Here is a 13,098-nt window from a genome sequence, read left to right as displayed (position 1 = left end):
CGAATTTGCCGAGACCTTTCAATCTGGCACATTCGGGACCTGACATGGATTATTTCAAGCGCTTCAACTTCCTGTTCGCCGCACCTGTGTTCGACGCCGACGATCTCGAAGGCATGCGCTTCAGCCAGATCATCGAGGAGATTCAGCGCTCCGGATTCGAGGTGGTCCGGGCCCGCAAGCTGGAAGATGCCGAGATCGCGGTGCAGACCGATGCCGCGATCGGCTGCATGGTGGTGGACTGGGGCAAGAAGGGCCTGGAAGGCAAGACTTCGGCGCTGATCAATCTGATGCGGCGCCGCGGCCTCGACTTTCCGATCATCCTGCTGATCCGGCGCAAGCGCTTCGAGGATCTCCCAGTCGAGGTGCTCGATTTCATCGACGGTTATGTCTTCCTCTCCGAGGAGACGCCGACCTTCATCGCCAAGAATTTGATCAGCCGGCTCAAGCAATATGCCGAGACGCTGAAGACGCCGTTCTTCGGCGCGCTGGTCGACTATGCCGAGGAAGGCAACCAGCTCTGGACCTGCCCGGGTCACAATGGCGGCGTGTTCTACAACCGCAGCCCGATCGGGCGGGTCTTCGTCGAACATCTCGGCGAGTCCGTATTCCGCGACGATCTCGACAACTCCGTGCTCGATCTCGGCGACCTCCTCACCCATGAGGGGCCGGCGCTGAAGGCGCAGAAGGAAGCCGCGCAGATTTTCGGTGCGGAAAAGACCTATTTCGTGCTCAACGGCACGTCGACCTCGAACAAGGTCGCGCTCGGTGCCCTCGTCACCGACGGCGATCTCGTGCTGTTCGACCGCAACAACCACAAGGCCGCCCATCACGGCGCGCTGATGATCAATGGCGGTGTCCCGGTCTACGTGCCGACCGTCCGCAATGCCTGGGGCCTGATCGGCCCGATGCGCTGGGACCTGCTCGACGAGAAAACCTTGCGCGAGGCGATCCGCAACCATCCCTTGGTCACGGACAAGGAGGCCTGGCGCAAGGAGCGGCCGTTCCGCGTCGCCGTGGTCGAGCAGTGCACTTATGACGGCACCATCCACAGCGCCGAGATGATCTTGAAGCGCATCGGCCATCTCTGCGAGTACATCCTGTTCGACGAGGCCTGGGCCGGCTTCATGAAGTTCCACCCGCTCTATACTGGCCGCTTCGCTATGGGATTGGCGAACCTTCCCCCCGAGGCGCCCGGCATCATCGCGACGCAGTCGACCCACAAGCAGCTCGCGAGCTTTTCGCAGGCCTCCCAAATCCACATCAAGGATCGTCACATCCGCGGCCAGAAGCGGCGCGTCGAGCACCGCCGCTTCAACGAAAGTTTCATGCAGCACGCTTCTACCTCGCCATTCTACCCCCTGTTTGCTTCCCTCGACGTCGGCGCGCAAATGATGAAGGGCCGCTCAGGCGAAGTGCTGTGGGACGACACGATCCGGCTCGGCATCGAGCTGCGCAAGAAGATCCGCGCGATGCGCCGGGAGTTCGAGGAAAAGGAGCAAAACCCGGACCGGCGCTGGTTCTTCGAACCCTTCGTCCCCGATCGGGTCGCCATTCCCGACGTCAGCCGCGCCGGCGCCGCGCACAACGTCGCCTGGGAAACGCTCTCCACCGACGAGCTCGCCACCAATCCAGCACTGTGGCAGCTCTCTCCCGACACGAACTGGCATGGCTTTCCCGGTCTCACCGAGGGCTTTGCCATGACCGACCCGAACAAGCTGACGCTGCTCACCCCCGGCTTCGACCGCAGCACCGGCGCCTATGTCGAGCACGGCATCCCCGCTCCGGTCGTCGCGCAATATCTGCGCGAGAACCGCATCGTCCCCGAGAAGAACGACCTCAACTCCCTGCTCTTCCTGCTCACCCCCGGCGTCGAGGCGAGCAAGGCCGGCACGCTGATCTCCGGCCTCGTCGCGTTCAAGCGGCTGCACGACGACAATGCGCTGCTGGCCGACGTCATCCCCGAATTCTACCAGCGGCGGCAGGCGCGCTATGCCGGCGTGCGGCTGCGCGATCTCTGCGGCGAGATGCACCGCTTCTTTCGCGCCGCCGATGTCAGCGCGCTCCAGGCGCGGCAGTTCATGCCCGAGCACATGCCTGAGATCGCGATGTCGCCCCGCGAAGCCGCGCGCTATCTGTTCAAGAACGATGTCGACTATCTGCCGATCGAGGCTATCATGGGCCGCATCGCCACCACGCCCTTCGTGGTCTATCCCCCCGGCATCGCGACCATCGTGCCCGGCGAGCGGCTGAACGAGCGGGCCAAACCCATGGTGGACTATCTCAAGATGTTCGAAACCTGCTTCAACACGTTTCCGGGCTTCGATGTGGAGATCCAGGGCGTCTACAAGGAGATCGATGCGCAGGGCCGCATCGGGCTCTATACTTACGTCGTTGCCGAGTAGGTGCCGATGAACGACGCAGCCGTTGCGCGCGCAGATCACGAGCAGGTCCTGGTCCGCACCTCACGCGAGACCGATATCGAAGCGATGCTGGCGATCTACCGCCATCACGTCCGCAACGGCGTGCCGCGCGACGTCGAGGGGACCGGTGCGCCCGAGCCGGACGATCTGCGCGACCGTCGCAAGAATTTGAAGCACACCCGGCTGCCGCATCTGGTCGCGACCTGTCGCGGCGAGGTCGTCGGCTATGCCTATGCGGTGCTGTTCCGCAAGCGTCCGGCCTACCGCTACACGGCCAAGCATTCGATCTACGTCCACCACGAGCATGTCGGCCGCGGCGTTGGACGGCTGCTGCTCCGGGACTTGATCGATGCGTGTGCGGCGGCCGGCTTCCGCCAGATGATCGGCTATATCGATGCCGACAATGCCCCCTCGCTGGCGCTGCACGAGAAGTTCGGTTTCGCGCGCGCCGGCCTGCTCTGCGGTGTCGCCTACCGCCACGGCCACTGGTCGGACACCGTCATGGTGCAGCGCTCGCTCGGCGCCGGCATCACCGCGCCTCCGCCCGTCACGTCGCCCGGCCGCTGACCTCACGAGGGAAAATCGGCCGGCCTTATCTGGATGCGGTCGGCATGCAGCGACCAGTGGTGCAACGCCTGGTCCTTGCAAAACCTCGCCTTTGCCCGCTCCCTGGCCTCGTCCTCGTCGGTGGCGTCGATCTCGAGCGTGCCCTGGCACACCTCGATCTGCCGGCCGTACTGGCCGAGCACGTCCTTCATAAACCTGACGACATAAGTAGACATGGGACCTCCCTGCTGCCTCGGCACGCCCCGGCGGCACTCTAGTCCCATTTAGGCCGAATGAGGGAAGGAGATTTTGACGCGGATCAAGGCGGGCGACGGTTCCCGCCACCAATCCAGGCTCCCGCTCGATCCGTCAGCCGCCCCGCCCTACGCCGGTGTCGACCTGCGGACGAGAGCCTGCGGGAGGCGCGCGATACGGGGCGCGCGACCCGACATCAGCCATCAGGTCGTGATGTCGAGCAGCGACTTTTCCGTCTCGGAGTAGGCTTGAATGACCTTCGCATTGGCGATGAAGCTGTACTTTGCGGTCGCCAGCTGAACGAATTCGTTGGCGAGATCGACGTTGGGCGCCGCGACCAGGCCGTCTTGATTTGCGTAGGGAGCACTCGGGTCGAATTGCGCGGTATAGCTCGGCGAAACCGCCGACACGGTCGCGATGGTTCCGCCGGGAGTCGAGCCGCTCGATTGGGAGGCCTGATCGACTCGCAGCGGCACATAGGCCGCGGGAAACGTCGGACCAATGTTCGAAGTGGCCGCGCCGTCCGATGTACCCGATCCGCCTGACGCGGGCAGCGGGCCAGTCGTGTTGACATTGGCGATGTTGCTCGCGGCCACGTTCACGCGCAAGCTCGCAGCAGAAAGTCCGGATGTCGCAATCGAAAATATGCTCATGACTCCTGTTTTACAGGACAAGTCATACGCGTTCACTCACGCCATCGGTAAAATCCGCCGCTTTCTGTTTTCATGCTCGTAACCAACGATCGGAGCGCGATCAGACGTCACGCGTCCCTACCCGGGCATCACCCCGAACGCCTGCTTGAAGCGCTCCGCATAACGCGGCCAGACCTCGGGATTGATGATGCGCGGCGGGCGCTTGCCGTCGAGCGTGTCCAAAACCTGTTCGGCGGCGATCCGACCCATGTTCTGGCGCGCCTCGATCGTGACGCCTGCGGTATGCGGGCTCGCCAGCACGTTGTCGAGCTGGAGCAGCGGATGCTCCGGCGGCGGCGGCTCCTTGGACCAGACGTCGAGCCCGGCCCCCGCGATGCGCTTGTCACGCAATGCCTCGAGCAGTGCATCCTCGTCGTGGATGAAGCCGCGCGCTGTTGTGATGAAGTACGCATGCGGCTGCATCAGCGCGAACTCGCGCACACTGATCATGTTGCGGCTGCCCTTGTTGAGCGGACAGGAGATCGAGACGAAATCGGCGCGGCGCAGCAGCTCGTCGAGCTCCACCTTCTCCCCGCCCCGCTCGGCCATCACCTCGGCCGTGAGGTTGGGATCATAGGCCAGCACCTTCATGCCGAGGAGGCCCTTGCACAGCGCGGCGATGCGGCGGCCGACATTGCCCAGCCCGATGATGCCGACGGTCTTGTGCTCAACCTCGTTGCCGACGAGCTCGTTGCGGTTGACGTCGCGCTCGCGGCGCAGACGGCGGTCCGACTGGATGATGCGCTTGGACAGCGTCAGCATCATCGCCAGCGCATGCTCGGCGACGGAATGGGCGTTACCGCCGGACTGGTTGACGACCAGCACGCCCGCATCGGTGCACGCCTCGACGTCGACGGGGTCGAAGCCCGCACCATTGCTCGAGACCAGCAGCAGGTTCGGCGTGCGCTTCAGGAAGGCGGCATCAACGTGGAAATGCAGCGCCAGCTCGTCGCGTGCGGCGCCGATCTGATAGACATGCGCCGCAGAGAGGATCGGAGCATAAACATCTTCGGGACTCGCGTTCTCGATACGGTCCAGCCGGACGTCGGCCCGCGCCTTCAGGATGTCGATGTAGATCGGATTGGCGAGGTAATTGGAGTAGAAGACACGCTTGCTGTTGACGGACATCAGGACCCTTCTGGCTCTCTTCAGGAGATCCGCAGGATCAGCGCTGTGCGTGCTCTTTTCATGCGTCCTCCGTTCTCTCGTTATTGCCGCTTATGACATGGTAATAGCGGCCGCGGCAGGCCGTCTGGCGCAGATCACGGTGCAGCCCGGACATGTTGACAATCCCGCCCGCCGCGTCAAGTTCGGCAGACCGCCGCGACGTCAAAGACCAAGAAGCATGCGCGGCTGAAGGGAGAAGGCAATGGCGATTGCGGAGCAACATAGCTCGTCCGAGGCGGCTCAGACCTCCGGCGACAAGAGCTGGCATGGCATCGTCCTGCAAACCCTGAAGCGGAACGAGATCAGCCTCATTCCCTACGTGCCCGACCGCGTGCTGACGCCGCTGATCAAGAACCTGCACGCCGATCCATTCTTCACCACCTTTGCAACTGCCCGTGAGGAGGAGGCCGTCGGCATCGCCTCGGGCGCCTGGATGGGCGGACGGCGGGCTGCGGTGCTGATGCAGACATCCGGCTTTGCCACGCTCGCCAACGTGCTGGCATCGCTCGCGGTGCCCTATCAGATCCCGCTGATCATGTTCGTGTCCGAGCGCGGCACGCTGGGCGAGTTCAATTACGGCCAGTCGCTGGTCTGCCGCACCATGCGCCCGGTGCTGGATTCGCTGGCACTGGAGCATCACACCATCACCCGGCTGGACGAGCTCGAATTCATCGCCGACCGCTCGATCAAGCAGGCCGTCACCACGCAGGCGCCGGTGGCGCTGATCCTCAACCCGCTGCTCACCGGCGGCAAGACTTTCGACAAATGAGGCCGGCGATGAACGCGCGCAACACCAAGGTCATGAACCGGTTCGACGTGACGTCGCGCCTGATCGCCAAGCTGAAGAACGAAGAAGCCGTGATCGGAGGCATCGGCAACACCAATTTCGATCTCTGGGCCGCCGGCCACCGGCCGCAGAATTTTTACATGCTCGGCAGCATGGGGCTCGCCTTCCCGATCGCGCTTGGCGTGGCGCTGGCGCAGCCCGATCGTGGTGTCTTCGCGCTCGAAGGTGACGGCTCGCTGCTGATGCAGCTCGGCGCGCTCGCGACGATTGCGATGTTGAAGCCGAAGAACCTCGTCATGATCGTGATGGACAACGGCATCTACCAGATCACCGGTTCGCAGCCGACACCGGCTGCAAACGTGGCCGATATCGTCACCATCGCCGCCGGCTCGGGCCTTGCCAACAGCGCATGGGCCGCGGACGAGGAGGATTTCGAGCGTCTGGTCGAGGAAGCGATGTCGGCCTCAGAGCCAAGCCTGATCGCCGTCCGCATCGACGACAAACCCGGCGTTGGCGCCACCCGCAGGGATCCTGTGCAGATCCGGGAGCGCTTCATGCACGGCCTCGGCGTGCGCGAGCCACTTTGACCTTTCGTCATTAACTACACGGCGATCTGATCCTCCGGCCGCCACAGGCTGTCGCGATTCCGTGCTATCGGCATCGGATGTCGATTTTTGTTCGCTTTTTTGCCTGGCTGCTGGCAGCTGCCGTCACTTTCTCAACCCTCGGACCGCCAGGCTTGCGGCCCCACTCCGACCTCGGCCAGGACGGCGAGCATGCGCTGGCCTTCATTCTGGTCGGGCTCGCCTTCGGCCTCGCCTACCGGCAGCGGCGCGTGGCGGTCGCGGCCGTCGCGGTGGTCCTGATCGGCGTGCTCGAGCTGATGCAATTCTGGGCGCCGGGCCGGCATGCGCGGCTGGAGGATTTTCTGGTCGATGCCGCCACAGCCTGCGTCGGGTTTGCGCTCGCGTCCATCGCCGATTGGGTCATGACGCGGCTTCGTGCCAGCTCCACCACCAGAAGCGCAGGCCCTGCGGAGTAACACTCCGCGGGGCCCGTTTCTCTCAAGCCGATGTTTGCGCCGATCAGTCGATGATCTTGACGACCCGGCGCGTGCGCGGCTCCACGATCACGCGGCGATCGTTGACCACCGCATAGCGATATTCGGTGTAATTCGGCACGGGACGCAGCACCACAGTCGGGGGCAGCGGCTCGCCGACCACGACGCGGTCTTCGACGACGACGGATTCACTGCGCGGAAGTCCGCCCAGAATCGCATTCGGAATTTCCAGACCGGCGCCGACGGCCGCGCCGACGGTGCCGCCGACCATCGCGCCGACCGGGCCGCCGACGTCGCCACCCGCACGCGCGCCGTTCCTGGCGCCCTGTTCGGTCGTCGACTGGGCAAAGGCTGGACTCGACGCCAGCAGCGACGCGGCAACCAACGAAATCGCAAGACGGGTTTTCATGTGCTTATGTCTCCAGTGATTGCTATGGGCCTTCAACCGCAGGGCCGGATCATTGTTCCGGTTCCGCTGCGGCGAAAGACGCACTAAAGCCAGAGACTGTTACTGCGTAACAGTTCACGCCGCGGCGATCTCGTGCCCCGCCATCAGTTCCAGCGCCCGTACCATCGCCGAGTGATCCCAGCCCTTGCCGCCATGCGCGGTGCAGGCCGAGAATAATTGCTGGGCGATCGCCGTGCTCGGCAATGACAGGCCGAGCGCACGGGCGCCCTCGAGCGCGAGGTTGAGATCCTTTTGATGCAGCTCGATCCGGAATCCGGGATCGAAATTACGCTTCACCATGCGCTCGCCGTGGACCTCGAGAATCCGCGAGGAGGCAAAGCCGCCCATGAGCGCCTGCCGCACCAGCGCCGGATCGGCGCCGGCTTTCGATGCGAACAAGAGCGCTTCGCCGACCGCCCCGATCGTCAGCGCGACGATGATCTGGTTGGCCACCTTCGTCGTCTGCCCGTCGCCATTGGCGCCGACCCGGGTGACGTTCTTTCCCATCCGGTCGAACACCGGCTTCATGATGTTGAAGGCGCGCTCGGGACCACCGACCATGATGGTGAGGCTTGCCGCCTTGGCGCCGACCTCTCCGCCCGACACCGGCGCATCGAGATAGTCCGCGCCCAGCGCCTCGATCTTTTTCGCGAACTCCTTAGTCGCCAGCGGCGAGATCGAGCTCATGTCGACAACGATCTTGCCCTTCGAGAGACCGCTCGCAACGCCGCCCTTGCCGAACAGCACGGCCTCGACATGCGGCGTATCCGGCACCATGATGATGACCGCATCCGCCTCCTCCGCGACCTCCTTGCCCGACTCGCGGGCGACGCCGCCGGCGGCAATCAGCTCGGGCGCGACCGGTGCGACGTCATGCAGGAGAACGCGATGGCCCGCAGCCAGGAGATGGCCGGCCATCGGCCGTCCCATGGTACCAAGTCCGATGAAGCCGATGTCGATCATGTCTGATGTTCTCTCAGTTGCATTGGCGAAATTTCATCCGCGCGCGCGGTGCACCTCTCCCGCTTGCGGGAGAGGTCGGCACGCAGTGCCGGGTGAGGGGTTCTCTCCGCGCTGGGAGTCCCGCCGCCCATCCCAACGAACCCCACCGCGGAGACACCCTCACCCCAGCCCTCTCCCGCAAGCGGGAGAGGGAGCGCACCGCCGCCGTGTTCACGTCTCGAAGGTTTGCGCGGCGTGCCAGGACAGGCCTTCCAGCGTCGTGGTGCGCGGCTTGTATTCGCAGCCGACCCAGCCGCGATAGCCGATCGCGTCGAGATGGCGGAACAGGAAGGGATAATTGATCTCGCCGGTGCCGGGCTCATGGCGGCCGGGATTGTCGGCGAGCTGGATGTGCGCGATCTGGGGGAGATATTCCTGCATGGTCCGGGCGAGGTCGCCCTCCATGATCTGCATGTGATAGATGTCGTACTGGATGAACAGATTGTTCGACCGCACCTCGGAAATGAGCTGCACTGCCTGCTCGGTGCCGTTGAGGAAGAAGCCGGGAATGTCGAGCGTGTTGATCGGCTCGACCAGCAGCTTGATGTTTTCGCGCGCCAGCGTCGAGGCGGCGAAGCGCAGATTTCCGACCAGCGTCTCCTGAAGCTCGCGCGGATCGGCATCGACGGGCGCGATGCCGACGAGGCAGTTGAGCTGCTCGCAATCCAGCGCCTTGGCATAGTCGATGGCGCGGAACACGCTATCGCGGAATTCGGCGACGCGATCGGGCAGGATCGCGATGCCGCGTTCACCGGCGGCCCAGTTGCCCGCCGGCAGATTGTGCAGCACCTGGGTCAGGCCATGGCTGTCGAGCTGCTCGCGCAGCACCGCCTTGTCGAAATCATAGGGAAAGAGATATTCGACCCCGGAAAAGCCCGCCGCTTTCGCCGCGGCGAAGCGGTCGACAAACGGCATCTCGTTGAAGAGCATGGTGAGGTTGGCGGCAAATCTCGGCATGATCCTGTTCCCTATTCCGCCGGCTGCAGCACGCCGGGCCGCGCGGTCGCGACCTCGTCGAGCGGCAGATCCAGCACCTCCTCGAACTCGACGATGTTGTCGATTTCCGTTCCCATCGCGATGTTGGTGACCCGTTCGAGGATGAACTCCACCACCACGGGCACGCGGTGCTTCGCCATCAATTCGCGCGCGGTCGCAAAGGCGGCCTGCGAATCCTTGGGGTCGGTGACGCGGATCGCCTTGCAGCCGAGTCCTTCGGCGACAGCGACGTGATCGACGCCGTAGCCATTGAGCTCCGGCGCGTTGACGTTCTCGAATGAGAGCTGGACGTGATAATCCATGTCGAAGCCGCGCTGGGCCTGGCGGATCAGGCCGAGATAGGAATTGTTCACGACGACGTGGATGTAGGGCAGATTGAACTGCGCACCGACCGCGAGCTCCTCGATCAGGAACTGGAAGTCGTAGTCGCCGGAGAGCGCGACGATGTCGCGCTCCGGACAGGCCGCACGCACGCCGAGCGCGGCCGGCAGCGTCCAGCCGAGCGGTCCCGCCTGCCCTGCATTGATCCAGTTGCGCGGCTTGTAGACGCCGAGGAATTGCGCGCCGGCGATCTGCGACAGGCCAATCACCGTGACATAGGTGGTGTCGCGGCCGAACGCCTTGTTCATCTCCTCATAGACGCGCTGCGGCTTGATTGGGACGTTGTCGAAATGGCTCTTGCGCAGCATCGAGCGTTTGCGATCGCGGCAGGAAGCGGGCCACGCCTGGCGCTCGCGGAGCCTGCCTGACCGGCGCCACTCCCTGGCGACGGTAACGAAGAGTTCGAGTGCGGCCTTCGCGTCCGAGACGATGCCGAGATCGGGATTGAACACGCGCCCAATCTGGGTCGGCTCGATGTCGACGTGCACGAAGGTACGGCCCTTGGTGTAGGTCTCGACCGACCCGGTGTGGCGGTTGGCCCAACGGTTGCCAATGCCGAGCACGAAATCGGATTCGAGCATCGTGGCATTGCCGTAGCGGTGGCTGGTCTGAAGCCCGACCATGCCGGCCATCAGCACGTGGTCATCGGGAATCGCGCCCCACCCCATCAGCGTCGGCACCACCGGCACGTTCGCGATCTCGGCAAACTCGACCAGCAGGTCCGAGGCGTCGGCGTTGATGACGCCGCCGCCGGCCACAATCAGCGGCCGCTCGGCGGCGTTGAGCATCTCCAGCGCCTTCTCAACCTGCTTGCGCGTCGCGGCCGGCTTGTAGACTGGCAATGGCTCGTAGGTCTCGTCGTCGAACTCGATCTCGGCGAGCTGCACGTCGAGCGGCATGTCGATCAGCACCGGCCCTGGCCGGCCCGACCGCATCACGTGAAAGGCCTGGCTGAACACACGCGGCACCAGCGCCGGCTCGCGCACGGTCACGGCCCATTTGGTCACGGGCTTCGCGATCGATTCGATGTCGACCGCCTGGAAATCCTCCTTGTAGAGCCGCGCCCGCGGCGCCTGCCCGGTGATGCAGAGGATCGGAATGGAATCCGCGATCGCCGAATAGAGCCCGGTGATCATGTCGGTGCCGGCCGGCCCCGAAGTTCCGATGCAGACGCCGATATTGCCGGCCTTGGCCCGCGTATAGCCTTCGGCCATGTGCGAGGCACCCTCGACATGCCGCGCCAGGATATGGCGGATCGAGCCACGCTTTTTCAGCGCCGAGTAGAGCGGATTGATCGCGGCCCCGGGAACGCCGAAGGCGGTCGAGATGCCCTCCTTCTCCAGAATTCGCACGGCAGCATCGATGGCTCGCATCTTCGCCATATCGGACCTCGCTCGGTTTGCGGTTCGTTCGAGCGAGATCATCGGGCGCGGAATAGACGATCTCAACGAGATCGGTTTTATTTCCCACGATGCGGCAGCCGCGGAAAAATCGTGGTTGTCTCAATCGGTTAGATCGAGAGATGCGTGAAAGCAGATCACTCGAACAGCGGCGCCAGCTCCATCTGCGGCACCAGCACGAGGCCCTTGTCGGTGATGCGAATTTCCGGAATGACCGATAGCGGAATCAGATTGAAGCCCATGTAGGGAATGGTGCAGCCGGCCTCCACCCATTCCTTCTTCAGCACCTTGACCTCTTCGGCCACCTCCGTGACGCGCTTGTCGGACAAGAGCCCAGCGATCGGCAGCGGGACCAACGCCCTCACCTTGCCGTCGGCGACGACGCAGACGCCGCCCTGATGCGCCTTGATGGCCGCGACCGCCACCTGCATGTCGGCCTCGTTGGTTCCGGCAACGATGATGTTGTGGCTGTCGTGCCCGACGCTGGAGGCGACCGCGCCGCGCTTCAGGCCAAAATCCTTCAGCAGCCCATAGGCGACGTTGCCGGCCGATTTGCCATGGCGTTCGACCACCGTGACGAAGCACAGGCCGTAGCGCGCAAACACCGACGGCCAGTCCTTTGCGGGCTCGATCGCGATCTTCTCGTGGATCAGCGTGATACCGGGCAGCGCAGTCTTGATCGCGTTGACGGTGCAGGCCGTCGAGGGAAGCTCCGGCGTCAGCTTCAGCTTCTCCGGCAGCTTGACGGTGACGTAGGCCGCCTTCGGATATTGATAGCGCTGTGACAGCGCCTGATCGAGCTTCGGCGTGATCTTGCTGTTCTCGACGACAAGCTCGCCGCCATACCAGGTGCATTGCGGCTTCAGATTGTCGTCCATCAGCACCAGATCGGCGCGGCGCCCTCCGCCGAGCCCGCCGATATCGCTATCCATGTTGAAGCGCGTCGCGCCATGCAGCGAGCCCATCGACCAGGCCTGCTCGGGTGACATTCCCGCCTTCACCGCCTCCCGCACCACCCAGTCCAGGCCGAACAGCAGCAGATCGTCGGCGTCGCGGTCGTCGGTGCACACCGCCGTGCGCTTGTGCGAGGCGCCAAGCTCGGTCACGGTGCGGATCGCCTGGGGCAGCGAATGCCACGGCGTGGTCGGCGGGCCGCCGCGCAAAAACACCCAGACGCCGGCGTCGAGCAGATCGTCGGCGATGTCGCGGTCGATGGCCTCATGGGTGTCGGTGACGCCGGACGCCGCATAGGCTGCAACGAATTCGCGGCCGTAGACATGACCGGACACCGGCCGTCCGCGCTTCAAGGCAGCAGCAAGGATCGCATGGCTGCGCTCGTCGCCCATGGTGACAGGCACGAAATCCATCTTCTCGCCGAGCGCGACAGCTTCGGGCCAGCGATCGAACAGGCCGGCGATCTTGTCCGGCGTGAGATCGCCTCCGGCCGTCTCAAGCGCAGCCGACGTCGCCGGCACCGTGCTCGGCACCGTCAAAAAGATCGAGAGCGGCGCCTCGCGCGCGTCCTCCAGCATCGCCTCGACGCCGGCGACGTCCATGACATTGCCGATCTCGTGGCTGTCGCAGAAGATCGTGGTGGTGCCGTTGAGCAGTGCCGCCTCCGCATAGGCGCAGGCCGTCACCATCGAGGATTCGATGTGGATGTGCGGATCGACCAGCCCCGGCGCGATGATGCCGCCGGCGGCGTCGTAAAGCGGCACGTTGGGCCAGACCTTCTTCGCCGTCCCGGCCGGCTTCACCGCCGCGATGCGCCCCCCGGTGATCCAGACCTCGCGGTTGGCGTGGATGCGCTCGGAATAGGTCGAGAGCACCCGCGCACCTGAGATGACGAGATCGGGCGCGACGCGCGCAGAGGCGACATCGGCGAGGCGCCGCGTCATCGCGTGCAGCGGGACGACGGCAAAGCGGGTGAGTTTTGTCATGGGG

At 64.5% G+C, this 13,098-nt stretch carries 13 protein-coding genes; 5 read left to right on the top strand and 8 right to left on the bottom strand.

Going from position 1 to position 13,098, the window contains the following annotated elements:
• The first annotated feature begins 44 nt into the window (after positions 1–44).
• A complete protein-coding gene (locus IVB31_RS02225) occupies positions 45–2,402 on the top strand; it encodes an Orn/Lys/Arg decarboxylase N-terminal domain-containing protein (protein WP_247318010.1) in 2,358 nt (785 codons plus the stop codon).
• A 6-nt stretch (positions 2,403–2,408) separates the two neighbouring features.
• A complete protein-coding gene (locus tag IVB31_RS02220) occupies positions 2,409–2,987 on the top strand; it encodes a GNAT family N-acetyltransferase (RefSeq protein ID WP_247318008.1) in 579 nt (192 codons plus the stop codon).
• A 2-nt stretch (positions 2,988–2,989) separates the two neighbouring features.
• Here the strand turns inward: IVB31_RS02220 and IVB31_RS02215 are convergent, their stop codons facing one another.
• The 3 genes from IVB31_RS02215 to IVB31_RS02205 form a co-directional block, all read right to left on the bottom strand.
• A complete protein-coding gene (locus tag IVB31_RS02215) occupies positions 2,990–3,202 on the bottom strand; it encodes a hypothetical protein (protein WP_247318006.1) in 213 nt (70 codons plus the stop codon).
• Between the two features lie 222 nt (positions 3,203–3,424).
• Positions 3,425–3,874, bottom strand: a complete 450-nt coding sequence (locus IVB31_RS02210; protein WP_247319370.1) for a flagellar basal body protein — start codon at positions 3,872–3,874, stop codon at positions 3,425–3,427.
• Positions 3,875–3,991: 117 nt separating this feature from the next.
• A complete protein-coding gene (locus IVB31_RS02205) occupies positions 3,992–5,041 on the bottom strand; it encodes a hydroxyacid dehydrogenase (RefSeq protein ID WP_247318004.1) in 1,050 nt (349 codons plus the stop codon).
• Between the two features lie 241 nt (positions 5,042–5,282).
• Between IVB31_RS02205 and IVB31_RS02200 the strand changes: the two genes are divergently transcribed.
• From IVB31_RS02200 to IVB31_RS02190, 3 genes are all read left to right on the top strand, one after another.
• The gene (locus IVB31_RS02200) at positions 5,283–5,849 is read left to right on the top strand and encodes a thiamine pyrophosphate-binding protein (protein ID WP_247318002.1); all 567 of its coding nucleotides are present in this window, start codon (positions 5,283–5,285) and stop codon (positions 5,847–5,849) included.
• An 8-nt stretch (positions 5,850–5,857) separates the two neighbouring features.
• The gene (locus IVB31_RS02195; protein ID WP_247318000.1) at positions 5,858–6,454 is read left to right on the top strand and encodes a thiamine pyrophosphate-dependent enzyme; all 597 of its coding nucleotides are present in this window, start codon (positions 5,858–5,860) and stop codon (positions 6,452–6,454) included.
• Between the two features lie 77 nt (positions 6,455–6,531).
• The gene (locus IVB31_RS02190; RefSeq protein WP_247317998.1) at positions 6,532–6,909 is read left to right on the top strand and encodes a VanZ family protein; all 378 of its coding nucleotides are present in this window, start codon (positions 6,532–6,534) and stop codon (positions 6,907–6,909) included.
• 43 nt (positions 6,910–6,952) lie between these two features.
• Here IVB31_RS02190 and IVB31_RS02185 read toward each other — a convergent pair whose 3' ends face one another.
• The 5 genes from IVB31_RS02185 to IVB31_RS02165 form a co-directional block, all read right to left on the bottom strand.
• Positions 6,953–7,336, bottom strand: a complete 384-nt coding sequence (locus IVB31_RS02185; RefSeq protein WP_247317995.1) for a DUF1236 domain-containing protein — start codon at positions 7,334–7,336, stop codon at positions 6,953–6,955.
• Between the two features lie 114 nt (positions 7,337–7,450).
• Positions 7,451–8,338, bottom strand: a complete 888-nt coding sequence (locus tag IVB31_RS02180) for a 2-hydroxy-3-oxopropionate reductase (RefSeq protein WP_247317992.1) — start codon at positions 8,336–8,338, stop codon at positions 7,451–7,453.
• A gap of 210 nt (positions 8,339–8,548) precedes the next feature.
• A complete protein-coding gene (gene hyi, locus IVB31_RS02175; protein ID WP_247317989.1) occupies positions 8,549–9,334 on the bottom strand; it encodes a hydroxypyruvate isomerase in 786 nt (261 codons plus the stop codon).
• Positions 9,335–9,345: 11 nt separating this feature from the next.
• On the bottom strand, positions 9,346–11,136 hold the full coding sequence (gcl, locus tag IVB31_RS02170) for a glyoxylate carboligase (RefSeq protein WP_247317987.1): 1,791 nt from the start codon (positions 11,134–11,136) through the stop codon (positions 9,346–9,348).
• Between the two features lie 155 nt (positions 11,137–11,291).
• Positions 11,292–13,094 carry an adenine deaminase C-terminal domain-containing protein gene (locus IVB31_RS02165; RefSeq protein ID WP_247317984.1) on the bottom strand — a complete coding sequence of 601 codons (1,803 nt, stop codon included), beginning with the start codon at positions 13,092–13,094 and terminating at the stop codon, positions 11,292–11,294.
• Positions 13,095–13,098: the final 4 nt, after the last annotated feature.

The sequence above is a fragment of the Bradyrhizobium sp. 21 genome (assembly GCF_023073335.1).
Lineage (GTDB): Bacteria > Pseudomonadota > Alphaproteobacteria > Rhizobiales > Xanthobacteraceae > Bradyrhizobium.
Note: the sequence above shows the minus strand (reverse complement) of the source record. Positions and strands in the feature narration are given on the sequence as shown.